22 protein-coding genes are annotated in these 22,553 nt (G+C 75.8%); 9 read left to right on the top strand and 13 right to left on the bottom strand.

Features of this window, described 5'->3' with window-relative positions; translation table 11 throughout:
- Positions 1-82: 82 nt before the first annotated feature.
- Together LG943_RS22210 and LG943_RS22205 are read right to left on the bottom strand one after the other, a co-directional pair.
- Positions 83-2,338 carry a sialidase family protein gene (locus tag LG943_RS22210; RefSeq protein WP_270074287.1) on the bottom strand — a complete coding sequence of 752 codons (2,256 nt, stop codon included), beginning with the start codon at positions 2,336-2,338 and terminating at the stop codon, positions 83-85.
- Positions 2,339-2,837: 499 nt separating this feature from the next.
- Positions 2,838-3,200: a YkvA family protein gene (locus LG943_RS22205; protein WP_270074284.1), complete on the bottom strand. Its 363-nt coding sequence runs from the start codon at positions 3,198-3,200 to the stop codon at positions 2,838-2,840.
- Between the two features lie 186 nt (positions 3,201-3,386).
- Between LG943_RS22205 and LG943_RS22200 the strand changes: the two genes are divergently transcribed.
- The 5 genes from LG943_RS22200 to LG943_RS22180 all read left to right on the top strand — a co-directional run bounded on the left by LG943_RS22200 (position 3,387) and on the right by LG943_RS22180 (position 7,475).
- On the top strand, positions 3,387-4,265 hold the full coding sequence (locus LG943_RS22200) for an N-acetylmuramoyl-L-alanine amidase (protein WP_270074283.1): 879 nt from the start codon (positions 3,387-3,389) through the stop codon (positions 4,263-4,265).
- Positions 4,266-4,321: 56 nt separating this feature from the next.
- Positions 4,322-4,888: a hypothetical protein gene (locus LG943_RS22195; RefSeq protein ID WP_270074282.1), complete on the top strand. Its 567-nt coding sequence runs from the start codon at positions 4,322-4,324 to the stop codon at positions 4,886-4,888.
- A 113-nt stretch (positions 4,889-5,001) separates the two neighbouring features.
- A complete protein-coding gene (locus tag LG943_RS22190) occupies positions 5,002-5,331 on the top strand; it encodes a hypothetical protein (RefSeq protein ID WP_270074281.1) in 330 nt (109 codons plus the stop codon).
- A gap of 141 nt (positions 5,332-5,472) precedes the next feature.
- Positions 5,473-6,252 (top strand): DivIVA domain-containing protein, encoded by a 780-nt coding sequence (locus LG943_RS22185; RefSeq protein WP_270074280.1) that lies wholly within the window; start codon positions 5,473-5,475, stop codon positions 6,250-6,252.
- 233 nt (positions 6,253-6,485) lie between these two features.
- On the top strand, positions 6,486-7,475 hold the full coding sequence (locus LG943_RS22180) for a M48 family metallopeptidase (RefSeq protein ID WP_333486424.1): 990 nt from the start codon (positions 6,486-6,488) through the stop codon (positions 7,473-7,475).
- On the opposite strand, the gene LG943_RS22175 is transcribed toward LG943_RS22180, so the two are convergent.
- Positions 7,472-8,110, bottom strand: coding sequence for a TetR/AcrR family transcriptional regulator (locus tag LG943_RS22175; protein WP_270074279.1), 639 nt, complete (start codon positions 8,108-8,110; stop codon positions 7,472-7,474). The genes LG943_RS22180 and LG943_RS22175 overlap by 4 nt on opposite strands.
- A 311-nt stretch (positions 8,111-8,421) precedes the next feature.
- On the opposite strand from LG943_RS22175, the gene LG943_RS22170 reads away from it, so the two are divergent.
- Positions 8,422-8,694 carry a DUF6504 family protein gene (locus LG943_RS22170; RefSeq protein ID WP_270074278.1) on the top strand — a complete coding sequence of 91 codons (273 nt, stop codon included), beginning with the start codon at positions 8,422-8,424 and terminating at the stop codon, positions 8,692-8,694.
- Positions 8,695-8,725: 31 nt separating this feature from the next.
- Here the strand turns inward: LG943_RS22170 and LG943_RS22165 are convergent, their stop codons facing one another.
- Both LG943_RS22165 and LG943_RS22160 read right to left on the bottom strand, forming a co-directional pair.
- Complete coding sequence (locus tag LG943_RS22165) at positions 8,726-9,031, bottom strand: hypothetical protein (protein ID WP_270074277.1); 306 nt, start codon at positions 9,029-9,031, stop codon at positions 8,726-8,728.
- Between the two features lie 104 nt (positions 9,032-9,135).
- A complete protein-coding gene (locus tag LG943_RS22160; RefSeq protein WP_270074276.1) occupies positions 9,136-10,113 on the bottom strand; it encodes a TetR/AcrR family transcriptional regulator C-terminal domain-containing protein in 978 nt (325 codons plus the stop codon).
- A 369-nt stretch (positions 10,114-10,482) separates the two neighbouring features.
- Between LG943_RS22160 and LG943_RS22155 the strand changes: the two genes are divergently transcribed.
- Positions 10,483-11,325 (top strand): alpha/beta hydrolase, encoded by an 843-nt coding sequence (locus tag LG943_RS22155; RefSeq protein WP_270074275.1) that lies wholly within the window; start codon positions 10,483-10,485, stop codon positions 11,323-11,325.
- Between the two features lie 57 nt (positions 11,326-11,382).
- Here LG943_RS22155 and LG943_RS22150 read toward each other — a convergent pair whose 3' ends face one another.
- The 8 genes from LG943_RS22150 to LG943_RS22115 all read right to left on the bottom strand — a co-directional run bounded on the left by LG943_RS22150 (position 11,383) and on the right by LG943_RS22115 (position 21,136).
- The gene (locus LG943_RS22150; protein ID WP_270074274.1) at positions 11,383-11,877 is read right to left on the bottom strand and encodes an NUDIX hydrolase; all 495 of its coding nucleotides are present in this window, start codon (positions 11,875-11,877) and stop codon (positions 11,383-11,385) included.
- Positions 11,878-11,977: 100 nt separating this feature from the next.
- Positions 11,978-12,616 (bottom strand): class I SAM-dependent methyltransferase, encoded by a 639-nt coding sequence (locus LG943_RS22145; RefSeq protein WP_270074273.1) that lies wholly within the window; start codon positions 12,614-12,616, stop codon positions 11,978-11,980.
- 111 nt (positions 12,617-12,727) lie between these two features.
- Positions 12,728-13,099, bottom strand: coding sequence for an STAS domain-containing protein (locus LG943_RS22140; protein ID WP_270074272.1), 372 nt, complete (start codon positions 13,097-13,099; stop codon positions 12,728-12,730).
- Positions 13,100-13,438: 339 nt separating this feature from the next.
- Entirely contained in the window at positions 13,439-14,488 is a 1,050-nt protein-coding gene (gene meaB, locus LG943_RS22135; RefSeq protein WP_270074271.1) for a methylmalonyl Co-A mutase-associated GTPase MeaB, read from the bottom strand.
- The gene (gene scpA / locus LG943_RS22130) at positions 14,485-16,707 is read right to left on the bottom strand and encodes a methylmalonyl-CoA mutase (protein ID WP_270074270.1); all 2,223 of its coding nucleotides are present in this window, start codon (positions 16,705-16,707) and stop codon (positions 14,485-14,487) included. The genes meaB and scpA overlap by 4 nt, the downstream gene beginning before the upstream one ends.
- Positions 16,707-18,692: a methylmalonyl-CoA mutase subunit beta gene (locus LG943_RS22125; protein WP_270074269.1), complete on the bottom strand. Its 1,986-nt coding sequence runs from the start codon at positions 18,690-18,692 to the stop codon at positions 16,707-16,709. Before LG943_RS22125 ends, scpA begins: the two co-directional genes overlap by 1 nt.
- Before the next feature lie 170 nt (positions 18,693-18,862).
- Positions 18,863-20,449: a hypothetical protein gene (locus LG943_RS22120; protein WP_270074268.1), complete on the bottom strand. Its 1,587-nt coding sequence runs from the start codon at positions 20,447-20,449 to the stop codon at positions 18,863-18,865.
- Positions 20,450-20,485: 36 nt separating this feature from the next.
- Entirely contained in the window at positions 20,486-21,136 is a 651-nt protein-coding gene (locus LG943_RS22115; RefSeq protein WP_270074267.1) for a YigZ family protein, read from the bottom strand.
- Positions 21,137-21,226: 90 nt separating this feature from the next.
- Between LG943_RS22115 and LG943_RS22110 the strand changes: the two genes are divergently transcribed.
- Both LG943_RS22110 and LG943_RS22105 read left to right on the top strand, forming a co-directional pair.
- On the top strand, positions 21,227-21,961 hold the full coding sequence (locus LG943_RS22110) for a helix-turn-helix transcriptional regulator (RefSeq protein ID WP_270074266.1): 735 nt from the start codon (positions 21,227-21,229) through the stop codon (positions 21,959-21,961).
- 32 nt (positions 21,962-21,993) lie between these two features.
- Positions 21,994-22,536 carry a DUF3291 domain-containing protein gene (locus tag LG943_RS22105; RefSeq protein WP_270074265.1) on the top strand — a complete coding sequence of 181 codons (543 nt, stop codon included), beginning with the start codon at positions 21,994-21,996 and terminating at the stop codon, positions 22,534-22,536.
- Positions 22,537-22,553 lie beyond the last annotated feature (17 nt).

The raw sequence follows: 22,553 nt of genomic DNA, 5'->3' as shown, positions 1-22,553 counted from the left end.
CCCCGCGCGGGCGCCCGCCCCCGCTGCCGCCCCCGCCGTTCCGGCGCGGGCCGGCACCGGGCCGGTCACGCGCCGGGGCCGGTCAGCCGCCCGCGCCCGGGTCGCCGTAGACGATCCCGCGGCCGTTGGTGCTCACATACACCCGGCCGTAGACGTCGGGGTCGCCGGTGATGGCCGCCCCGGTCCACGCCCACTGGTGGTCGTCGTCGTTGATCCGCTCCCAGGTGGCGCCGGCGTCGTCGGAGCGGAAGATCCCGCGCACCCCGCCGATGCGGGCGCTGGTGTAGACGGCGGGGTGGTCGGCCCCCGGCGCGGCCTTGCCGAACCCGACCGTGTCGGCCTCGTCCACGCCGGCCACCGGGGTGAACGTGGCGCCGGAGTCGGTCGAGCGCCACATGCCGTAGGCGCCGCCGGAGGTCCCGCCGGCCAGCCACACCTCGCCCTCGCGGCCGGGGACGGCCGCGAACCGGACGCTGCTCTGCGGCAGCCCGCCGGCGGCCGAGCGGGCAAACGTCGCGCCGCCGTCGGTGCTGACGTAGAACCCGCCGTCGGCGAAGGCGTAGAAAAGGTCGGGGTTGACGCGGTCGGCCTCGACCCGGGCACCGGCCGGCACCCCGGTGGCGGCCTGCCAGGAGCCCGCGTAGTTGTTCGACACGTGCACGCCCGCGCCCTCGGTGCTCCACACCACCGCCGAGGCGTCGGCCGCCATGGCGACCGTGCCGGGGCCGGTGACGCCGGAGGGCTGCTGGCCGGCCCACCAGTTGGCGCCGCCGTCGGTGGACAGCGCGATGCGGGAGGTGGCGGCGTTGTCGCTGCTGCCCACGCGCACGAAGGTGTGCGGCGCCCGCTCGGCGAAGTCCAGCGAGGTGACGGTGCCGTGGAAGGGCCGGGTGTGCATCAGGTCGGGCACCTGGGTGAGGTCGTCGTGGCGGAACCCGCCGATGTCGCCCAGGGCCGAGACCAGCGGCACGCCGCCGGGCGGGGCGGCGAGGTCGTTGACGGCGGTCTCCTCGATGCCGGCCGCCTTGACCTCGATGGTGAAGGTCTGGTCGGCGTCCCAGTCGGTGAGGTCGTCGGTGCCGTAGAGGGTGGCGCCGGTGCCGTACATCATGCGGTCGGAGTCGTGCGGGTCGATCTCCATGGCCTGGGTCATCCAGCCGAGCTTGGGCGAGGTGACCGGGGGCTGGGGGTTCTCGCCGAAGGTCAGCCACGGCGCGGCGGAGATGTCGAGTTCGTAGCGGTTGACCCGCTCGGGGTAGGAGCCGTAGCGCCACGCCTGGGTCCAGGTGTCGCCGCCGTCGGTGGTGCGGTAGATCTGCACGTCGGGCCACCAGGAGATCTGGGTGCTGACCATCAGGGTGCCGGGGTTCTGCCGGTCGATGGTGAGGCCGCCGTAGCCGAAGTGGTTGTCGGGCGAGCCGGAGGGCACCGGGCTGATGTTGGTCCACTCCTCGGTGGCGAAGTCGAACCGCCACACGTCGCCGCTGCCGCCGTCGTAGGGGCCGCCGGTGTCGCTGGTGGAGATGTAGAGGCGCCCGTTCTCGTGGTCGACCACGCCCTCGATGGCCAGGTGGCCCTCGGGCTGGCCGGGCACGCGCTCCCAGGTCTGCCCGGCGTCGGTGCTGCGGTAGACGGTGTTCTCCTTGTCCATCACCCCGACGTAGACGTCCTGGGTGCGGCTGCCCGGCGACCCGCTGGAGCGGTCGAAGGCGATCCAGCCCACACCCTGGTTGTCGCTGGAGTAGCCCGAGCCGTCGCCGGGGTCGGCCGCGTAGTCGCCGGGGTTGGGGAACGACGTCACCTCCGACCAGGTGGCGCCGTAGTCGGTGCTGCGCCACAGGCCGTTGCCGCTGGGGGCGCCCAGGTAGAGGACCCGGTTGTCGTTGGGGTCGACGGAGAGCCGCTCGACGCCGCGGCCGGGCATGTTGCCGCCGAGCTTGAACGGCAGCTCGGTGACCTCCCAGGTGTCGCCGCGGTCGGTGGAGCGCAGGATCGCGCCGTTGTTGGGGTCCCAGGAGTTGGTGTAGCTGCCGACGGCGGCGTAGACGCGGTCGGGGTCCACGGGGTCGGTGGCCAGGCCCGCGACGCCGGTCCAGCCCCAGTCCGCCCAGCCGACCCAGTCCAGCAGCGGGGTCCAGCGCTCGGTCGAGGGGTTCCAGCGGTAGGCGCCGCCGATGTCGGTGCGGGCGTAGATGAGGTCGGGCTCGGTCTCGTTGAAGACGATGCCCGGCACGAACCCGCCGCCCTGGATCTGGGCGTTGCGCCAGGTGTAGGCGGTGTCGGCGGCGGCGGGGCCGGCGGCGCCGCCGAGCGCGGTGAGGGAGGCGGCCGCCAGCAGGGCGGCCGCGGCCGCCGAGGCGGCGCGGTGGGGTGCGGCACGGCGGGGTGCGGCACGGCGGGGTGCGGCTCGGCGGGAGCCGCCCGAGGGGGGCGGCGGGCATGCGGGGGACGGGGGCGGTGCCGATGTCACGTCAGGCTCCTTGGTGTGGGGGATGAGCCCGCTCGGCCGCGGCGCGCGGGCCGCGGTGACCGCACCGGACGGCCGGGCGGACGGTGGGGGGAGTCCGCCGCGCGCCGGCGCCGGGCGCGGTCGCACGGTGACGCCGCCGCCAGTGTGCGGAGCAGATCCGACGCCCGTCAACGGGGGGAGACCGGGTCGGTCCGGTGCGTGTTCGACGGTTCGCGCGTAAGGCGACGTCATTCCGTCGAACCGCTTCACCGCCGGACGCGAAGTCATTTGGGGGCGGGGGCCGGCACGCGGCGGCCCCGCCGTCGGCGGTGGCGACGGCGGGGCCGGGTCCGGTGGGGCGGGGCGGAGAGGAGCCGGGGGCGTGCGGTCAGTCGACCACGTGGCCCTGGACGTAGTTGTCGCGCCGCTCCCAGTGGATGAAGCGCTCGGACTCCGACATCAGGCTGGTGGCCAGCCACACGGCGACGCCGACGTCGTCGGCGAGCCCGAGGAAGGGGACGAAGAGTTCCGGCACCAGGTCGACCGGCGACGCGACGTAGACGACCGCCAGCAGGTACATCAGCAGCCGTGAGCCCGACAGGCCGTCGTAGTGGCCGCGGATACGGGCTCCGAGCATGCGCGGAAGGGCGCCGGCCCGCTCCCACACGGTGGGCGCGCCAGGCCGGGCGCTGCCGGCCTGCACGGCCTGCCAGGCCGCGGCTCCCGCGGCGGCGCGGTTGGACTTGCGCATTGTCTTCACCTCGGCATCTGAGTGGTCCGGTGCCCCGGGGCGGTGCGGTGGGCGCCGCGCGGAGCCGGGGGGTGGAACCGCTGCACTACTCAAGATATGACGCGTTGTACCGCGAAAACGTTCCCTGAAACCGGCTAGGTTGGTCTGCGCGCCCGCATCCCCGACGCAAGGACCCCAACCGTCATCATGCGCATCAGTTCCCCCACCCCGGGGAAAACGCGGCGAACCACCCCCGTCGCCCCCATCGCCGCGGCCGCCGTCCTCGCCCTCTCCGCGTGCGCCGCCCTGCCGGGCGGCGCCCCGCCCGACCCCTCGGCCGCCCCCGCGCCCGGCGAACCGGGATCGGGACGGCCCGGCGAGGGCGCGAGCGGCGGCTCGGGCGCGGGCGAGGTGGAGGGCGAGGGCCGGCTGTCGGGGATGACCGTGGTCATCGACCCCGGCCACAACGGCGGCAACGCCGAGGCCGCGACCGAGATCGCCGAGCAGGTGCCCGCCGGCCCCGACACCAAGGAGTGCGACACGGTCGGCGCCGAGACCGACGGCGGCTACCCCGAGCACGAGTTCACCTGGGAGCTGTCCACCCTGGTGCGCGACCGCCTGGAGGAGGAGGGCGCCGAGGTCGTGCTGACCCGCGAGGACAACGCGGGCGTGGGGCCGTGCGTCAACGAGCGCGCCGAGATCGGCAACGAGGCCGAGGCCGACGCGGCGGTCTCCATCCACGCCGACGGCGGCCCGGCCTCGGGCCGGGGCTTCCACGTCATCGCCCCGGGCGTGCTCACCGGCTACACCGACGACATCGCCGAGCCCTCGCGCCGCCTGGCCCGCGACCTGCGCGCCGCGTTCGAGGACGGCACCGGCCAGCCCCGCGCCGACTACATCGCCGAGGAGGGCCTGGACGAGCGGACCGACCTGGGCGGCCTCAACCTGTCCGACGTCCCCAAGGTCTTCCTGGAGGCCGGGAACATGAGCAACCCCACCGACGCCGCCAACCTCGCCGACCCCGAGTGGCAGGCCACCGCCGCCACCGCGATCGCCGACGGGATCGGCGACTTCCTGGCCGAGTAGCGGACGACGCCGGGCGCGTCCCGGGCCGGCGGCCGGCGCAGCTACGATCGGCGGCCATGAGCCTCCTCCAGCGGATCCGGGCCGACCGCGACCTGGCCGGACTCCTCGTCCACCCCTTCGACTTCGACCTGGACCGGCCCTACTGGGTCGGCGAGGACGAGGGACTGCGGTCGGGCGCTCCCAAGGAGGCCGTCGCGGGGCGGGCCTCGGGCTGCGGCTACTTCTTCTGCGGGGAGGGCGGCGAGGAGCGCCCGGTCCTGTACCTGTCGAGCGACGGCCGGACCAGCCTCGTCGCCGAGAACCTGGCCGACCTGCTCACCCTGGTGGTGGCGGCGCCCTGGTGGCCGGAGTGCCTGGGCCGGTGGCGCGAGGGCGCGGCGGGCATGCGGGCGGCCCACGCGCGGCTGCGCGTCGAGGACGCCGAGGACTACGCGCCCGATCTGGCCGGCTGCCAGGAGCGGGTGGCGGCCGCGCTGGGGCTGGACCTGTCGGCCGACGTGATGGGGCGGCTGCTGGCGGCGGCCCGGCGCACCGAGCCGGACTTCGTGCTGGTCCACACCGAGGGCCACGAACTGGACCCGATCGTGCCGCGCGGCGCCTCCGCAGCCGCCGGAACGGCTTGAGGACGGTCCGCCCCGCGACTCCCCCACCCGCCGGTTCACCGGGGCTCCGGCCGCATCCGGTCAGCGGTGAAACCGCGCCCGTCGAACGGTTCGATATGGGGAACAATGGCGCGATGGACACTCCCCCCTCCGGATTCTCCGGATCCACCCCACCGGATGCCGACAGCCCGCGCGACACCCCCGGTGACCACGCGGTGCCGTCGTTCGAATTCGGCCTCGCCTTTCGCGGATACGCGCCCGAAGAGGTGGTCGCCCTCGTGGACTTCGGCACGGACGCCCTGCGCGCCGGACGCTCCGGCCGGGCTCCCGACGTGGCCGCCGAACTGCGCGAACGCCATTCCCGCCTGCCCAAGGTGCTGCGCGGATTCCGCAGGGACGAGGTGGACGCCGCCGTCGAGCGGCTGTGCGCGGAACTGGAGCGCGGGCCCTCCGCCACCCCCTGAGGAACGGCAGCGGAAGGACCGCGCGAGGACGGCGGAAGGGCTGCGGAACGGCGGCGGTAACGGTCTCCGCCGCGCGAACCGTTTCTTTCCGACATCGGCCACAAACGGCCCGCGCCCCCACCCGGTCGGCACAATGGGGCCATGCCTCTAACACCGGCGGACATCCGCAACAAGCAGTTCCGAACTGTGCGCCTTCGACCGGGCTACAACGAGGACGACGTCGACTCCCTCCGCGACAGGATCGAAGCCACCCTCGCGGGCTTCCACGGCGGACCCCCGGCCGCCGACCCCGTCACGGCCGAGGAGGTCGAGAAAGCGCAGTTCCGCACCACGCGGCTGGCACCGGGCTACGACGAGGTCGAGGTGGACGACTTCCTCGACCAGGTCGTGGCCGAACTGCGGGCGCTCGGGCTCGTGGCGGGCCGGACGCCCGCGCCGCCGGGGCGGCGGCCCCCGTCGCACGCCGCCCCCCGGCCGCCCCAGCACGGCCCGGTACCGCCCGGCCCGCCCCACGCCGCTCCCCCGCCCCCCACCGCGCCGCCGCCCCCGCCCGGCGCTCCCGCGGGCGCCCCCACCGCACCGCGCCACCCCCACCCCCACCCCGCCTCCCCCCACGCCCCTTCCGGACCCCCTTCCGGGCCGCCGCCGCTGCGGCCCGAGGACATCCGCAACAAGCGCTTCGCCACCACCCGCCTGACCACCGGCTACAACGAGGCGGAGGTCGACGCGTTCCTCGACCGCGCCGAGACCACCCTCGACGCGCTCCAGCGCGGCCGTCCCGACCAGGCCCTGCTCACCTCGGCCCAGGTGGACCGGACCCAGTTCGCCACCACGCGGGCGCGCCCCGGCTACGACCCGTCCCAGGTCGACGCGTTCCTGGACTTCCTGGCGGCCGAGTTCCGCCGCTACGAGCACGGCTAGGCGGCCCGGGGTCCGGGCGCGCGAATCGCCCGGACCCCGGCCACCGGTGTCCGGCTCCCCTCCCCCGGAAACGCCGGTCCCGCAGCGCCGCCCGGACCCCGCCGAAACCGCCCGCCCTGCGGACACGCCCAAATCAGTGTGATCAGAATCCGATACGCACAGTAATATGCGATAACTTGACGTAGCTCATGCGTGTCGTGGACTGGAGCGGTGGTACGGGGGAGGGGCAGAGGATGACATTCGCGACAACCTCCGGCGGCGATCACGACCGCCCGGGAGCACCGCGCGCGGTGCGGCGCGCCTGGAGCGGGTCCGCCCCGGCCAGCCACGCGCGGGCGCCGCTGCCCCGCGCCGAGTACGCCGCCGCGCGCTGCCGCCCGCCCCTCACCCCGGTGCCCGGCGGCGTGTACCCGGTCTCGGGCCGCGACGCCCCGCCCGAGCCGCTGCTGGTGCCGCGCCACCCCTGGGAGCTGCCGCTGGCCGTGGCCGCCGCGCTGGCCACCCTGTGCCTGCTGGGCATGGCCGCCCACACCCTGTGGACCGCCACCGAGGTCACCCACCGCTGGTTCGGGCTGGCGGTCCTGGCGGTGCCCGCCGGGTCCTGGACCGCGCGCGGCCTGCGCCACGCCGAGCAGCGGGCGGAGTCCGTCCGCATCTCGCCCACCCAGTTCCCCGAGGCCTACCACGCCATCCACCGGCTGAGCGCCCGCATGGGGCTGGCGTTCGTGCCCGACGCCTACGTCGCCCTGGGCAGCGGCGCGCCGCACGCCACCGCCGACGGCCACGGCACCCGCCGCTACATCGTGATCTCCAGCGACCTGTTCGAGGTCGGCGGCCGGCTGCGCGACCCCGACGGCTTCCGGTTCCTGGTCGCCCACCAGCTCGGCCACATCGCCGCCGGGCACACGTCGCCGCTGCTGCGCGGCGCCACCTCGCTGGGGCGGCTGCTGCCCGTGCTGGGACCGGCGCTGGCGCGCGCCATGGAGTACACGGCCGACAACCACGCCCACGCCCACTGCCCCGAGGGCGCCCACGCCATCCGGCTGCTGGCCGGGGGCAAGTACCTCTACCCCGAGGTCAACCTGAGCGAGATGGCCGAGCGCGGGCGCACCGACCGGGGTCCGTTCCTGTTCCTCTACACGCTGCTGTCGAGCCGGCCGGCCAACACCCGCCGCATGGCCGCGCTGCGCGACCGCGACCGCCCCGGCCGGGTGTTCCTCTAGCGCGCGGCGTCCGGGGAGCGCAGGCCCGCCAGGAACAGGTCGGCGAAGTAGGCGCCCACGGCCGCGCCGCTCAGCTCGCCCTCGGGGCGGTACCAGGTGCTGAGGTGGTGCACGGCGCCGAAGAACTGGGTGACCGCGATGTCGGCGGGCACGTCGGCGCGCAGCGCCCCGGTGCGCTGGCCCTCCTCGATCATGCCGCGGAAGCGCTCGTGGTAGGCCCGGCGCTCCTTGCGCACGGCGGCCAGCTTGTCCTCGGGCAGCATGTGCAGGGACCGGAAGAAGATCCGGGTGTCGTCGAGGTTGTCCACCGTGGTGTGGACGACGTCGGCGGCGGCCGCGCGCAGCCGGTCCTCGATCGGCCCCTCGGCGGCGGCGAACCCGGCCAGCCGCTCGGTCTGCATGGCCAGCACGCGCTGGTAGACCGCGTACAGCAGGTCGTCCTTTGACGCGAAGTAGTGGTACATCGCGCCCTTGGTGACCCCGGCGGCGGCCACCAGCTCCTGCACCGAGGTGCGCTCGAAGCCGCGTTCGGCGAACAGCCGGGTGGCCGCCGACAGCAGGCGGTCGGGGACCGGGAGCGTGCGGTCGGGGCCGGTGGCGGCCGCCCGTCCGCCGCCGTCCGTGTGGTCGTCCATGCGTGCTCCCCGTTTCCCCGTGTCGTCGCGCCGCCTCCAGGATAGGCATACCAATCGGTCGGTAGCCCCGCATCAGGCGCCGGCGGCACCTCCGGCGCCCGGCCGGGGGCGACACGCCCGCCGGTCCGCCGTGTCGCGGCACCGCCCGGCGACCCGGATCGACGCAGGTCGAGCGGGCTTTCCGGCGCGGACCGCGCCCGACACGCGCCCGCGCGGGCGCCCCCGCGCGACCGGCACACCCCTAGGGTGGGGCCAGGCGACATCGGGCCGTTCCGATGGGAAATCGAACGCATGTTCGATAGGATGCCCGGGTGAGTCTCTACAACGAACGGATCGACGTCAGATCGACCACCGGCGGACACCCGGCCTTCTTCGCCTGGCGCGGCGGCACCTACCGCGTGCGGCGGGTCATCGGCACCTGGACCTCCCCGGGTGATCCCGCCCCCGGCGGCGGCCACGCCACGGCCACCGACCTCCAGTTGATCCGGGTCGCCGCCGAGTCCGACCGCGGCGAACCCAGCGTCGCCGACATCACGCGCGACCCCGCCACCGACGACTGGACCCTGCGCCGCATCTGGGACTGACCCCCGGCCCCAGCGCCGCCGGGCCGCCGGCTCACACGCTCAGCTCGGTCTGCCCCTCGGGCACCCCGGTGTCGCGCCCGGTGGTGCGGCGCAGGCACCGCCGGCAGGTCACCGGGCCGGGCGCGGGGCGCAGCCGCAGGGGGTCGCCCGCCGCGCGGCAGGCGGTGGTGGGCACCCGCACCCCCGCCCACACGGTCTCGTGCACCCGGTGCACCACCGACGACCCCCCGATCACGGCGGTGCCGCCGGCGAGTTCGCGCCGGCGGCGCACCAGGACCGCGGCCAGGTGCCCGATGTCCACCCCGGTCTCGGCGGGGTCCTCCGCGCTCGCGCTCATGGCACCAGGATCGCGCACGCCGCCGACAGTCGGGCCGCGACGCGGTCGGCGCCGCGCCGCCCCCCGGCCGCCGCGTGCGGCACGGGCTGCGCACGCGGCGCGCATCACCGGCCCGGCCCGCCCACCAGCCGCGCCTCCAGGCCCGCCAGGAACCCCTCCAGCCCGAACTCGAACGACTCGTCGAGGTCGGGCGGCGGGGCGGCGTGGGCGAACAGGTGGGGGTAGCGGCCGGTGGCCTCCAGCCGCGACAGCACGGGCTCGCGCGCCGCCCACCACTGGGCGTGGTGCAGGCCGGTCTCGTGCGCCGCCTCGGTGTCGTCGCTGACCTGGGTGGCCATCCCCAGCACATAGCCGGTCAGCGCCACGACCGCGTGCAGCGCCTCGGCGCCGCCGACACCGTGCCGGGTGAGCACCCGCACCGCCCACTCCGTGTGGTCGACCGTGCTGGGCGTGAGCACCGGCCGGGCGATCGACATCAGCCGCACCACCCACGGGTGGCGCCGGCACAGCCGCCACTGCACCCGCGCGCCGGCCGCGAGCGCCGCGCGCAGGCCCTCGGGCGCGGGGTCGGGCGGCGGGTGCTCGGCGAAGACGGCCTCGACCATCAGCCGCAGCAGGTCCTCCTTGGCCGGGACGTGCCGGTAGAGCGCCATCGGCGCGGCGCCGAGTTCGGCCGCCACCCGCCGCATCGACACCCCCTCCAGCCCTTCGGCGTCGGCGATCTCCACGGCGGTGCGCACGACGGCCGACCGGGCCAGCCGGGTGCCGGCGCCGGGGCGGCGCCGCGCGGAGCGGCCCTGCGCCGCCGGGCCGGTCGGCGCGGGGCGCGGGGCCGGCCGGGGCTCGCCCACCACGGTGCCCACCCCCGGCAGGGTGCGCACCAGGCCCTCCTGGCGCAGCGTGGTGATGACCTTGGTGGCGGTGGCCATGGCCACGCCCCAGCGGCGGGTGATCTCGCGGGTGGAGGGCACCCGGTCGCCCGGCCGCAGCCGCCCAGCGGCGATGTCGCGCCGCAACTCGGCGGCGATGCGCACGGAGGCGGGCGCCGCGCGCCGGTCCTCGGGGGCCGGGTGGCCGTCCATGTGGCCTCCTTTCCGGGTGCGCATCGTACTAGTGCACCGGCCGGACGCGGCCACCGCCCCGCCGCCCGCGCGGCCGGGCGACCGCGGCTCCGGCGGGCGGCTCCGCAGACCCACTCCCCTTCCTGGTGCACTAGTGCGCACTGCGCGCGTGACGCCCGTCGTGTCCGGCGTTTTCCACCCTCACAGGTATCCCGTACGCTCCGGGTCAACCGCCGGTCCCGGCGCGGGCACGGCCGCCGACCGCGTTCGGCACACCGCACCCGCACGTCGCCGGCACCGCGCCGGCGGCGCCGCCGGACGCCCGTACGCGTCCCCGCGCCCCCGCCGCGTCCCGCCCATCCCGACCCACACCTCGAACGGAGCACCACCGTGTCCCAGGACCCCACCTACGTGTTCGTCCACGGCACCCACGCCAACGCCTACTACTGGTCCTGGTTCTGCCAGGAGCTGGCGCTGCGCGGCCGCCGAGCGCTCGCCGTCGACCTGCCGGGCCACGGCGTCGACGCCGTGCTGCCCGACGCCTACCAGCGCCAGGACCTCGCCGCGCTCCCCGCGGAGCCCTCGCCGCTGGCCAAGCTCACCGCCGAGGACTACGCCGACCACGTCGAGGAGGTCGTGCGCCGCGCCCGCCGCAACGGGCCGGTGGTGCTGGTGGGCCACAGCCAGGGCGGCGTCACCCTCAGCCTGGTCGGCAACCGGGTGCCCGACCTCATCCACCGGCTGGTCTACATCAGCGCGTTCTGCTGCGTCGACCGGCCCTCCATGGCCGCCTACCTCCAGGAGCCGCCGCTGCTGACCGGGGAGCTGGCGCGCATCACCCAACTGTCCCTGGAGTCCTCGCCCGAGGGGGTGGCCCGGGTCAACTGGCGCTCGGCCGACCCCGCGCACGAGGCGGCGTTCCGCGCGGCCAACGCCCACACCTGGACCCCGGCGCAGTCGCGGGCCATGCACCAGATGCTCCAGCCCGACGAGCCGGGGTCCATCACCACGGCCGACGCGCGCGGGCACGCCGAGACGTGGGGCCGGATCCCGCGCACCTACGTCCGCCTCACCCAGGACCGGCTGCTGCCGCCCGAACTCCAGGACCAGTGGATCGCCGAGGCCGACCGGCTCACCCCGGACAACCCCTTCGACGTCCACTCGATCGCCTCGCCGCACTTCCTGGCGCGCGACCCCGAACTGGTGGACGTGCTGGACCGGCTCGGCGGCTGAGGCGGGCGCGGCCCGCCGGGGCCGGTGCCGCGCGGGGGCGCGCCGGCGCGGCGCGCCTCACCCCGGCAGCGGGCCGTCCTCGTGCGGCGGGACGTAGTAGGCGGGGCCGTCGTCGTGGGCGTGGCGGATGCGCCGCAGCACGCGCTCGTTCATCGGGGGCAGGGCGTCGCGGGCGAACCACGCCACCTCCAGCGACTCCTCGCCGTCGGCGCGCGGCTGACCGCCCACCGCCCGGCAGCGGAAGGTGATGTCGATGAACTGCACCCGGTCGCCGTTGGCGTAGGTGAACGGCGGCTCGGTGACCACGCTGGCGATCCGCTCGGGCACCACCGCCACCCCGGTCTCCTCGGCGACCTCGCGCACCAGCGCGGCGGCGGGCTGCTCGCCGGGCTCCAGGATGCCGCCGGGCGCGCTCCAGTGGCCGTCGTCGGCGCGGCGGTGCAGCAGGATCTCGCCGGAGTCGGCGACCACCACCGCCGTGACCCCGGTCAGCCACAGCAGGTCGTGGCCGACGTACTTGCGCAGGGCCAGGATGAAGTCGGGTGTCGCCATGGCACCGACCCTACCCACCGCCCGCACCGGGCCGGCGCACCCCGGCCGCAGCCCCGCCGCGCGCCGACCAAGCCCTCGGCGGGCGCCGGGCCGGGACGCCTCAGCCGGTGACCGGGCGGGCGTAGACCAGGCAGTAGCGCCAGAACAGCAGGCGCCGCACCCGGGCCCCGGGCAGGACGCGCGCCGCCTCGGCGCGGATCTCGGCCAGGCCCATGTCGGGTTCGCGCACCCGCATGCCCGACCCCGCCGCGGGGGTGGGGTCGGGTACGCCGGTGAGCGCGCGGGCGGCGCGCAGCCCGGCGCCCAGGGACCACTGCGGCACCAGCGCGGCCGCGCTCACCGCGTAGTCGGCCGGGGACTCCTCGCGGTAGCAGCCCAGCACCGCGAGCACCCCGCCCGGCGCCAGCCCCCGCGCGAGCACGCGCAGGGAGTCGGCGAAGGGCATGTGGTGGATGCTGGCGAGGGCCGAGACGAACTGGTAGGCGCCGGGGGCGACCCCGAAGTCGTCCAGGGCGGCGCGGACGTAGTGCACCCCCATGCGGCGCGGGGTGCGCCGCCGCGCCTCGGCGATCATGGCGGGGTCGGGGTCGATGGCCTCGACCTGCGCGGCCCGCGCCGCCAGTCGCCGGGCGAACCGCCCCGCCCCGCACCCGACGTCCAGCGCGCGCACGCAGGAGTCGGGCACGTGGCGCAGCAGGTGCTCGTGGTAGTGCACGTTGTGGTTCCAGGAGAGGTCCACCGACAGGGCTCCCAATACCGCGCGCGGCCACGGGGCACCGCGGCGGCCCCGGGGGTCCGGGGCGGCCCGGCGCGCCGTGGTGTGGTCGTCCGTGGGCACGGCGATGCGCGGTCAGCCGGCCTGCTGCCTGCTCTCCAGTACCTCCATGGCGTTGACGGCCGCGGCGACGGTGTCGTGCACCGGCACCTGGCGGTGCAGGCCCACCAGGCGGACGACCTTGGTCACCCGTTCGTTCGGCGCGGCCAGCGCCAGGCTGCCGCCGCGCTCCTTGACGGCGCGGTAGGCGTTGATGACGACGTTGAGACCGCTGGAGTCCATGAACTCCAGCGCGGACAGGTCGAGGATCAGCCACGGCCCGTGCTTGTCGATCGCGGACAGGACATGCTCGTGGAGGTCGTCGGCGGTCGCGATGTCGAGGTCGCCCTCGACGCTCACGATCACGCTGTGGTTCTCGACCCGGGTGCTCAGCCCAAGCCTGTGCACGTTCACTCCTCCCAGCCCCACGTTGTGATGAGGGGTCCCCTTGCTCACCCTACGGAAAACGGCGGAAACCGGTAGGGGTTCACCCGCACCGTCCCGCCGGCGGCGGCCTCATCGGGGAGACCGAGGCGCGTGAAGCGCCGCCGGACGGGGCCGAGGGCTCCGGTCCAACCTTGGTTCCGTAAGTCTCTGACCACACACGGTATTAGCCGCGCGGGCTCACGGGAATGCCGTTGCGGAAGTATTTTCTCCCATACGGGTCGATCAAGACCCGCGGCCATTGTGGTCTGTTTCACGGGTGCGGCGCAATGCCGCAGTTGGCGGGAGGTCCGGCCGGTGTGATCATCGCCCCTCGGGGCCGCCGCCGGGCGCGGGGCGGGCGGCCGGACCGGTGCCGGGGCCGTCACCGCCGGTGAACTCCGCGAGGATGTGCTCGGCGGCGAGGGTGGCGGTGAGCTCGCCGGCGCGCACCGCGGCCTCCAGTTCCGGGGTGTCGGCGCGCACCCGGGGGTGGCGCCGCAGGCGGTCCATCAGCCGGTCGCGCACCTGGGCCCACATCCAGTCGACCTGCTGGCGGCTGCGCCGCTCGGCGAACTCCCCGGCCTCCTCCAGCGCCCGGCGGTGGTCCAGCACCGCCTGCCAGAACTCGCCGAGGCCCTGCCCGGTGAGCCCGCTGCACGTGAGCACCGGCGGCCGCCAGGCGGGGTGGACCGGCTGGAGCAGCCGCAGCGCCCGCGACAGCTCGCGGGCGGCCTTGCGGGCGTCGGCCTCGTACGGGCCGTCGGCCTTGTTCACGGCCACCAGGTCCACCAGTTCCAGCACGCCCTTCTTGATGCCCTGCAACTGGTCGCCGGTGCGGGCCAGGGTGAGGAACGCGAAGCAGTCGACCATGTTGGCCACCGCGACCTCGGACTGGCCCACCCCGACGGTCTCGACCAGCACGACGTCGAATCCGGCGGCCTCCATCAGCACCATGGTCTCGCGGGTGGCGCGGGCCACCCCGCCCAGCGTGCCGGCGGTGGGCGAGGGCCGCACGAACGCCGCCGGGTCGACCGACAGCCGCGCCATGCGGGTCTTGTCGCCGAGGATGCTGCCGCCGGTGCGGGTGGAGGAGGGGTCCACGGCCAGCACCGCCACCCGGTGGCCCTCGCCGGTGAGCCGGGTGCCCAGCGCGTCGATGAAGGTGGACTTGCCCACACCGGGCACACCGGTGATCCCCACCCGGTGCGCCTTGCCGCTGTGCGGCAGCAGCCGCACCAGAAGTTGCTGGGCCAGTTCGGCGTGGTCGGCCCGGCGGGACTCCACCAGGGTGATGGCGCGGGCCAGGGTGGGGCGGTGGCCGGCGAGGACGCCCTCGGCGTAGGAGTCGAGGTCGACGGGGCGCGGGCTCACGACCCGTGGCCCAGCTCGGTTTCGAGGCGGTCGAGCAGGCCGGCCGCGGCCTCGGCGATCACGGTGCCGGGCGGGAAGACGGCCGCGGCGCCGGCGTCGTGCAGCGCCTGGTGGTCGGCCGGCGGGATGACCCCGCCCACCACGATCATGATGTCGTCGCGGTCCAGCGCCGCCAGCTCGGCGCGCAGCGCAGGGACCAGGGTGAGGTGGCCGGCCGCCAGCGAGGACACGCCCACGATGTGGACGTCGGCCTCGGCCGCCTGGGCGGCGACCTCGGCGGGGGTCTGGAACAGCGGGCCGACGTCGACGTCGAAGCCGAGGTCGGCGAACGCGGTGGCGATCACCTTCTGGCCGCGGTCGTGGCCGTCCTGGCCCATCTTGGCGACCAGGATGCGGGGGCGGCGGCCCTCGTGCTCCTCGAAGCGGCGCACGCGGTCGGCCAGGGCGGCCATGGCGGCCTCGGTGTCGGCGGAGGACCCGGCTTCGTCGCGGTACACACCCTGGATGGTACGGACCTGCCCGGAGTGGCGCCCGAAGACGCGTTCGACGGCGGCGGAGATCTCGCCGACGGTGGCCTTGGCGCGGGCGGCGTCGACGGCGGCGGCCAGCAGGTTGTGGTCGAGGGTGTCGCCGCGGGGTTCGGCGGCCGCCGCCGCGGAGAGGCGGTCCAGCGCCGCGGCCACCGCGGAGTCGTCGCGCTCGGCGCGCAGCCGCTCCAGCTTGGCCACCTGCTCGGCGCGCACCCGGGAGTTGTCGACCCGCAGCACCTCGATCTCGTCGTGGGTGTCGGGCCGGTACTTGTTGACGCCGATGACCGGCTGGCGCCCGGAGTCGATGCGCGCCTGGGTACGGGCGGCGGCCTCCTCGATGCGCATCTTGGGGATGCCGGCGTCGATGGCCTGGGCCATGCCGCCGGCCCGCTCGACCTCGGTGATGTGCGCCCAGGCGCGTTCGGCCAACTGCTGGGTGAGGCGTTCGACGTAGGCGCTGCCGCCCCAGGGGTCGATCACCCGGGTGGTGCCGGACTCGTGCTGGAGCACGAGCTGGGTGTTGCGGGCGATGCGCGCGGAGAAGTCGGTGGGCAGCGCCAGCGCCTCGTCGAGGGCGTTGGTGTGCAGCGACTGGGTGTGGCCCTGGGTGGCGGCCATGGCCTCCACACAGGTGCGCACGACGTTGTTGAACACGTCCTGGGCGGTCAGCGACCAGCCGGAGGTCTGGGAGTGGGTGCGCAGCGACAGCGACTTGGGGTTGGCGGCGCCGAAGTCGGCCACCAGGCGCGACCACAGCAGCCGCGCCGCCCGCAGCTTGGCGACCTCCATGAAGAAGTTCATGCCGATCGCCCAGAAGAACGACAGCCGCGGCGCGAAGGAGTCGACGTCGAGCCCGGCGCGGCGGCCCGCCCGGATGTACTCCACGCCGTCGGCCAGGGTGTAGGCGAGTTCGAGGTCGGCGGTGGCCCCGGCCTCCTGCATGTGGTAGCCGGAGATCGAGATGGAGTTGAAGCGCGGCATGAGCCGGGAGGTGAAGGAGAAGATGTCGGAGATGATCCGCATGGAGGGCTGCGGCGGGTAGATGTAGGTGTTGCGGACCATGAACTCCTTGAGGATGTCGTTCTGGATGGTCCCCGACAGCTTCTCGGGCGGCACCCCCTGCTCCTCGGCGGCCACGATGTAGAGCGCCAGCACCGGCAGCACGGCGCCGTTCATGGTCATGGACACGCTCATGCGGTCCAGCGGGATGCCGTCGAAGAGTTGCCGCATGTCGTAGATGGAGTCGATGGCCACCCCGGCCATGCCGACGTCGCCGGCCACGCGCGGGTGGTCGGAGTCGTAGCCGCGGTGGGTGGCGAGGTCGAACGCCACCGACAGGCCCTTCTGCCCGGCGGCGAGGTTGCGGCGGTAGAAGGCGTTGGACTCCTCGGCCGTGGAGAACCCCGCGTACTGGCGGACGGTCCACGGCTGGTTGACGTACATGGTGGGGTAGGGACCGCGCAGGTAGGGCGCGATCCCGGGGTAGGTGCGGGCGAAGTCCAGGCCGGCGCGGTCGGCCGGGGTGTAGAGCGGTTTGACGCCGATGCCCTCGGGGGTCTCCCAGACGAGGGCGTCGGGGCCCTTGCCGGTGGTGTCCTCGACGGCCCGCGCCCACGCCGGCGCGGCGTCCGGCCCGGCGGGGCCGGGGCCGGTGGTGCCGGGTCCGATCCGGCTGAAGTCAGGGATCATCACGCCACTCCCAGCGCGTTGTGGAGCTTGGTCAACAGGCTAAGGGCGTCGCCGCCGGCGAAGCAGAAGTCGTCCACAGGCGCGCCCTCGGCCACCGCCGAGGGCCGGCCCGCCAGCAGCACCAGCTCGGCGCCGGCCGCCTTGAGGGCGGCGGCCGCCTCGGCGGCCTGCTCGGCGTAGACCTTGTCGGCCGAGCACAGGCAGGCGATGCGCGCGCCGGAGGCGGCGAACGCGGCGGCGGCCTCGGCGGGGCCGCCGGCGGTGTCACCGCCGACCGGCTCGATCCCCCCGGCGCGCAGCAGGTTGCCGGCGAACGCGGCGCGGGCGGTGTGCGCCGCCGCCGGGCCCAGCGTGGCCAGGAAGACCCGGGGGCGGGCGCCGGTGGCGGCCAGGTGGGCGTCGGAGCGGTCGCGCAGGGCCTCGAAGTCCTCGGCGTAGCGGTGCGGGCGCAGCGCGGCGCGCGGCGCGGGCACGTCGGCGGAAGCGGGGGCGGGGGCGTCGGCGGGGGCGGCCGGGCGCTCGATGCGGGGCTCGTCCAGGTGGGGGAACTCGCTGACGCCGGTGATGGGGTCGCGCCGGTGCGCGACGGCGTCGCGGCGCCGCCGCCAGACCTCCTCCACGCGCTCGGCCACCAGCCCGGCGGCCAGCGCCTCGGCCATGCCGCCGGCGCCCTCCAGTTCCTGGAAGAACGCCCAGCCGGCGTGGTAGAGGTCGGCGGTGAGCCGCTCGACGTAGAAGGAGCCGCCGGCGGGGTCGATCACCCGCGCCAGGTGGGCCTCCTCGATCAGCAGCGCCTGGGTGTTGCGGGCGATGCGGCGGGCGAACCCGTCGGGCAGGCCCAGCGCGGAGTCGAACGGGCGCACGGTCACCGCGTCGGCGCCGCCCACGCCCGCGCCGAAGCAGGCCAGGGTGGCGCGCAGCATGTTGACGTAGGGGTCGCGGCGGGTGGCCATGGCCGCCGAGGTGGCGGCGTGCTGGTACATGGCGGGGCGGTCGGGCCCCAGTCCGCACATCTCCAGCACCCGGTCCCACATGGCGCGCGCGGCGCGCAGCTTGGCGATGGTGAGGAACTGGTCGGCGCTCGCGGCGAACCGGAACTCCACGCGGCGGGCGGCGTCGGCGAGGTCCAGCCCGGCGGCGGTGAGCGCGCGCAGGTAGGCGGTGCCCGCCGCGACGGCCGCGCCCAGTTCCTGGGCCTCCGACCCGCCGGCGTCGTGGTAGGGGGTGGCGTCGGCGGTGACCAGGCGCAGCCGGGGGTGGCGAAGGGCGTGGTGGGCGGCGGCGCGGGCGGCGGTGTCCAGGTCGGCGGGGAGGCCGGTGCGGGCGGCGGTGCTGAGGGGGTCGATGCCCAGGCCGCCGGTGACGGCGGCGTCGGGCAGGCCGCGGTCGCGCCAGGCGCGCAGCAGTTCACCGGCCGCCGCCTCGTATTCGGGGCCGGCGTCCAGGACGACCGGCGCGAAGTCGAGGTAGACGTCGGCGAGCGCCTCGCCGATGCCCTCCACGGGGACCCCGCCGGGGCCGGCCACCAGCCACAGCGCGCCCACGCCGTTCTCCAGGTCGGCCAGCACGGCGCGGCGGGTCCGCGCGGGGTCGGGGTCGCGGTGCTGCTGGCGGACCTCCCAGCCGTCGCTGACCGCGCCCTGGGGCCGGCCGCCGCGCGTGTAGGGCGCCAGGCCGGGGAAGCCGGAGTCGGCGCCGTCCTCCTCGGTGTAGAGGGGGCGCAGCACGATCCCGTCGTAGGTGGTGGTGGCCAGGGCGTCCTCGGGCGCGGAGCCGGGGCCGACCTCGGCGCCGCTCTTGCGCAGCACTCCGGCGACGAGTTCGCGCCAGCGCTCGCGCGTGGCATCGGGGAACCCGGTCACGGGGAACTCTGGGAACTCCGCCCCGGCGGGTTCGGCCCCGGAAGGTTCGGCCACAGGGGCGGTGCCCTGGCCGGGGGTGCCCTGACCGGGGGCGCTTCGCGGGCCGCTGTCCGGCATATCCATACTTTGAGATGGTAGGCAACCGTGCTGAAGATCACCTGAAGCGGGGGTCGCTCCGGTGTCAAGCCGGGCTCGCGCCCCGGTAGGCGGCGGCGTTCCGGGCGCCGGGCGGGCCGCGCGGCGGTGGGTCGGGCCGCGCGGCGGGATCGGGCGGTCGGCGGCTCGGGGTGGCGCTACCCGCCGGTGCCGGTGGGCGCGCCCGGGGGGCCGGCGGGCGGGAACACGAACCGCTGCCGCCCGCTGACCACGATGCTGTAGCCGCCGGCGGTGGCCGCCTCGACGTAGGCGTCGAGCCCTTCGGCCGCCACGTCCTTGGTCTCGGCCTCCAGCACCACCTGGGCGGTGGTGGGATCGTCGGCCGCGCTGGAGTCGCCGTAGACGTAGCCGCCGAGCGCGAAGGCGGGGGTGATCGCGCGTTCGGCGTCGTCCTCGAACTCCCAGCGGATCTCGCCGGCCGCCAGGTCCACGGCGATCAGCGGGGTGGCGCCGCTGGCCTGGGGCAGCAGCAGGGTGCGGGTGGAGTCGTCGTAGAGCGCGCCGCCCAGCGGCGCGGGCGCGTAGGGGTCGGCGGCGGGGTTGGCGCCGGGTTCGGGCAGGCTCCACAGGATCTCGCCGGTGCGCAGGTCGTGCAGCGACAGCACCGAGGGGTCCTCGGGCAGGCTCCAGCGCACCAGGACGGTCGGGCGGGCGGAGCCGCCGTCGGACGCCGAGGGGTCGGCGGACCCGGACGGGCCGGAGCCGGGGGCGGGGGAGGCGGAAGCGTCGGTGTCCTCGCCGGTGGGCTCGCCGGTCGCCGGGTCGCCGGTGGCCGTGGGCTCCGGGGATTCGGTGCCGCCGTCGCCCTCGGCGTCGGCGGGCAGGTCGAAGCCGCCCACCACCTGCGGCCGGGGCCGCTGGCCGGGGGCGGCGCCCGCCAGGTCGGGGTGTTGGCCGTCGACGTACCAGAGCAGGTCGCCGGCGCCGTCACCGCCGCCCTCGTCGCCGGCGCCGAGGCCGCGCGCCTGGAGCAGGCCGGCGCCGTCGTCCAGCAGCAGCACGCCGTCGCGCGCCGCGACGGGCACGCCCAGGCGGTCGGGGTCGTCCTCGCCCGGGTCCTCGCCGCCGGAGTCCGGGTCGCCCGAGCCCTCGGCGTCCGGATCCTCGGCGTCCGCGCCCTCACCGCCGCCGTCCCCGCCCTCGGGGGGCGGCTCGAAGGTGTAGTCCCACAGTTCACGGCCCTCGGTGTCGAGCACGGTGTACTCGCCGTAGGGGTCGCCGGGGCTCCACCGCAGCGGGCGGCGCACCACCGTGCCGCCCACGAACTCCTCGCGGCCCTGGGTGCCGCGCCACACGGTCCGGCCGGTGTCGTCCACGACGGAGGTGCGGCCCCGGTCGCCGGTCAGCACCAGCACCTCCGAGCCGTCGCCGGCCACGGAGAACCGCTCGATGCGCCGCCGCCCCTGCCACAGCGCCTCGCCGGTCTCGGGGTCCATCAGCAGGTGCCACTCCTCGCTGTTGGAGCTGATGAGGAACGCCTCGCCCAGGGAGTCGATGCGCACGCCCAGCTCGTCGCCGAGGATGTCGGGGGCGTCTGCGCCGGGGCCGTGCAGGTGGCGCAGGGGTTCGCCGCCGACACCGGGCGGCACCTCGCCCTCGAAGTCGGTGGGCAGGGGCGTCGGGGAGCCCTCGGGGCGCTCGGGCGGCTCGCCGGGGGTGCAGGCGGCGGCCAGCAGCACCGCCGCGGCGGCCAACGCCGGCGGACCGGATCGCCAGGTGCGCATGGCCGGTCACTCCCTCAAGTCGGACGTGGGGCAATCCTAGAACTCCCCGCCGCCGCCGGCCGCGCCGCCGGGTTCGACCTCGACCACCGCAGTGCCGGTGACCTCGCACGACGCGCCGCCGCCGGTGGCCTCGGCCAGCCACGCGCGGAACTTTGCCAGCCCGTCCTCGGGCACCGCAGCCTCGATCCGCACGCCCTCGCCGTAGCGCACGCCGCGCACCGGGTAGCGGGAGTCGCGCAGGTCGCTCTCCAGCCGCCCCGCCCGCTGGTAGTCGGCGCCGACCTCGACCACGAGCAGGGTGCGCCGCTCCAGGACCCCGACCTCGTCCAGGGCCGCCGACACGGCCGCGCCGTAGGCGCGCACCAGTCCCCCGGCGCCGAGCTTGACGCCCCCGAAGTAGCGGGTGACCACGGCGGCGGTGTCGGTGAGGCCGCGCTGCCGCAGCACCTCCAGCATCGGCACCCCGGCGGTGCCCGAGGGCTCCCCGTCGTCGCTGGACCGCTGCACCTCGCCGCCGGGCCCCAGGACGTAGGCCGAGCAGTTGTGGTTGGCGCTCCAGTGCGCCCGCCGCCGCTCGGCGATGAAGGCCCGCGCCTCGTCCTCGTCCGCGACCCGCGCCAGCGCGCAGATGAACCGCGACTTCTTGACGTGCAGTTCGTACTCGCCGCCGCGCTTGATCGTTCTCATGTCCTACCGGATCGTACGCGGCCGTCCGCGCACGGCGCCGCGTTCCTCCCGGTGTGGGCGGCACGGCGGGGGGCGGCGGAGAATGGGGGCATGACCGACACCGGGATCGACGCCGTGGGGGCGCTGGCCGAGCCGCTGCGGCGGGGGCTGTACGGGTACGTGGTCCGGCACGGGGGCGAGGTCAGCCGCGCCGAGGCGGCCGAGGCCGTGGGGGCGCGGCGCAACCTGGTGGCGTTCCACCTGGACAAGCTGGTCGAGGCGGGGCTGCTGGAGGTCACCCTGCGCAAGGTGTCCGGCCGCGAGGGGCCGGGGTCGGGGCGTCCGGCCAAGCTGTACCGGCGGGCCGGCCGGGAGCACAGCGTGCACCTGCCGCCGCGCGACTACGCCACGGCCGCCGCCGTGCTGGCCGAGGCGGTGCAGCGGGCGGGCGCCGACGAGGCGGTGCACGCGGCGGCGCGCGAGGAGGGCGAGCGCCGGGGGGCCGAACTCGCGGCCGAGGGACCGGCGACCCCGGCGGCGCTGTACGCGTGGCTGGAGCGCCGGGGCTACGAGCCGGTCGAGGCGGCCGGCGGCGCCGAGGTGCGGCTGCGCAACTGCCCCTTCCACGCCACGGCCGAGCGGTTCCCGCCGCTGGCCTGCGGGATGAACCTGGAGATGCTGCGCGGGGTGCTGGCCGGGGCCGGTGCGGAGGGCATGGCCGCGCGGATGGCGCCGGGGCCGGACGGCTGCTGCGTGGCGATCACCCGCGAGCGCCGGCGGCCGTCCGCGCCCCCGCCGCAACCCCTCGCACCGATTCCAAAACCAATGGAAGTTGATTTAGATTGACACGCGCCGCCGCGCGTCGCCATCCTTGGCCCATGACCGACCACGAGCCCGCCCCGCCCGCTCGACCCTCTCCTCCCGCCCAACTCGCCCAACTCGCCCAACTCAATGTCGCCCGCATGCGGGCGACATTGGACGACCCGCTGATGGCGGACTTCGTCGCCCTCCTCGACCCGGTGAACGCGCTGGCCGAGGCCAGCCCCGGGTTCGTCTGGCGCCTTGTCGGCGAGGGCGAGTCCGACGCCACGTCGCTGCGCCCCTTCGGCCCGGACTGGATCGTCAACCTCACGGTGTGGGCCGACGTCGAGGCGCTGTGGAACTTCACCTACCGCACCGGCCACCTGGACCTGGTGCGCCGCCGCCGGTCGTGGTTCCACCTCCCCGAGGAGGCCCACATGGTGCTGTGGTGGGTCCCGGCCGGGCACATCCCCACCGTCGAGGAGGCCGCCGCCCGCCTCGGCACCCTGCGCGCCCACGGCCCCACCCCCGAGGCGTTCACCTTCGCCACCCGCTTCCCGGCCCCCGAGGCGACCGCCTCCCCCGCCGCGCCGGCCACCGCCCCCACGCCCTCCGCCTGAGCGCCCGGGAGGTCCAC

It is taken from the genome of Streptomonospora mangrovi, from assembly GCF_027604915.1.
GTDB classification, from domain to species: domain Bacteria; phylum Actinomycetota; class Actinomycetes; order Streptosporangiales; family Streptosporangiaceae; genus Streptomonospora; species Streptomonospora mangrovi.
The sequence above is the reverse complement of the archived record's forward strand: the minus strand, read 5'-3'. Positions and strand labels throughout refer to the sequence as shown.

Excerpts from the sequence above, each read along its gene's own strand:
- LG943_RS22205 (WP_270074284.1), bottom strand. The coding sequence starts at position 3,200 with ATGCGCAAGTCCAACCGCGCCGCCGCGGGAGCCGCGGCCTGGCAGGCC.
- LG943_RS22200 (WP_270074283.1), top strand. The coding sequence starts at position 3,387 with ATGCGCATCAGTTCCCCCACCCCGGGGAAAACGCGGCGAACCACCCCC.
- LG943_RS22195 (WP_270074282.1), top strand. The coding sequence starts at position 4,322 with ATGAGCCTCCTCCAGCGGATCCGGGCCGACCGCGACCTGGCCGGACTC.
- LG943_RS22190 (WP_270074281.1), top strand. The coding sequence starts at position 5,002 with ATGGACACTCCCCCCTCCGGATTCTCCGGATCCACCCCACCGGATGCC.
- LG943_RS22185 (WP_270074280.1), top strand. The coding sequence starts at position 5,473 with ATGCCTCTAACACCGGCGGACATCCGCAACAAGCAGTTCCGAACTGTG.
- LG943_RS22180 (WP_333486424.1), top strand. The coding sequence starts at position 6,486 with ATGACATTCGCGACAACCTCCGGCGGCGATCACGACCGCCCGGGAGCA.
- LG943_RS22175 (WP_270074279.1), bottom strand. The coding sequence starts at position 8,110 with ATGGACGACCACACGGACGGCGGCGGACGGGCGGCCGCCACCGGCCCC.
- LG943_RS22165 (WP_270074277.1), bottom strand. The coding sequence starts at position 9,031 with ATGAGCGCGAGCGCGGAGGACCCCGCCGAGACCGGGGTGGACATCGGG.
- LG943_RS22160 (WP_270074276.1), bottom strand. The coding sequence starts at position 10,113 with ATGGACGGCCACCCGGCCCCCGAGGACCGGCGCGCGGCGCCCGCCTCC.
- LG943_RS22150 (WP_270074274.1), bottom strand. The coding sequence starts at position 11,877 with ATGGCGACACCCGACTTCATCCTGGCCCTGCGCAAGTACGTCGGCCAC.
- scpA (WP_270074270.1), bottom strand. The coding sequence starts at position 16,707 with ATGATCCCTGACTTCAGCCGGATCGGACCCGGCACCACCGGCCCCGGC.
- LG943_RS22125 (WP_270074269.1), bottom strand. The coding sequence starts at position 18,692 with ATGGATATGCCGGACAGCGGCCCGCGAAGCGCCCCCGGTCAGGGCACC.
- LG943_RS22120 (WP_270074268.1), bottom strand. The coding sequence starts at position 20,449 with ATGCGCACCTGGCGATCCGGTCCGCCGGCGTTGGCCGCCGCGGCGGTG.
- LG943_RS22115 (WP_270074267.1), bottom strand. The coding sequence starts at position 21,136 with ATGAGAACGATCAAGCGCGGCGGCGAGTACGAACTGCACGTCAAGAAG.
- LG943_RS22110 (WP_270074266.1), top strand. The coding sequence starts at position 21,227 with ATGACCGACACCGGGATCGACGCCGTGGGGGCGCTGGCCGAGCCGCTG.
- LG943_RS22105 (WP_270074265.1), top strand. The coding sequence starts at position 21,994 with ATGACCGACCACGAGCCCGCCCCGCCCGCTCGACCCTCTCCTCCCGCC.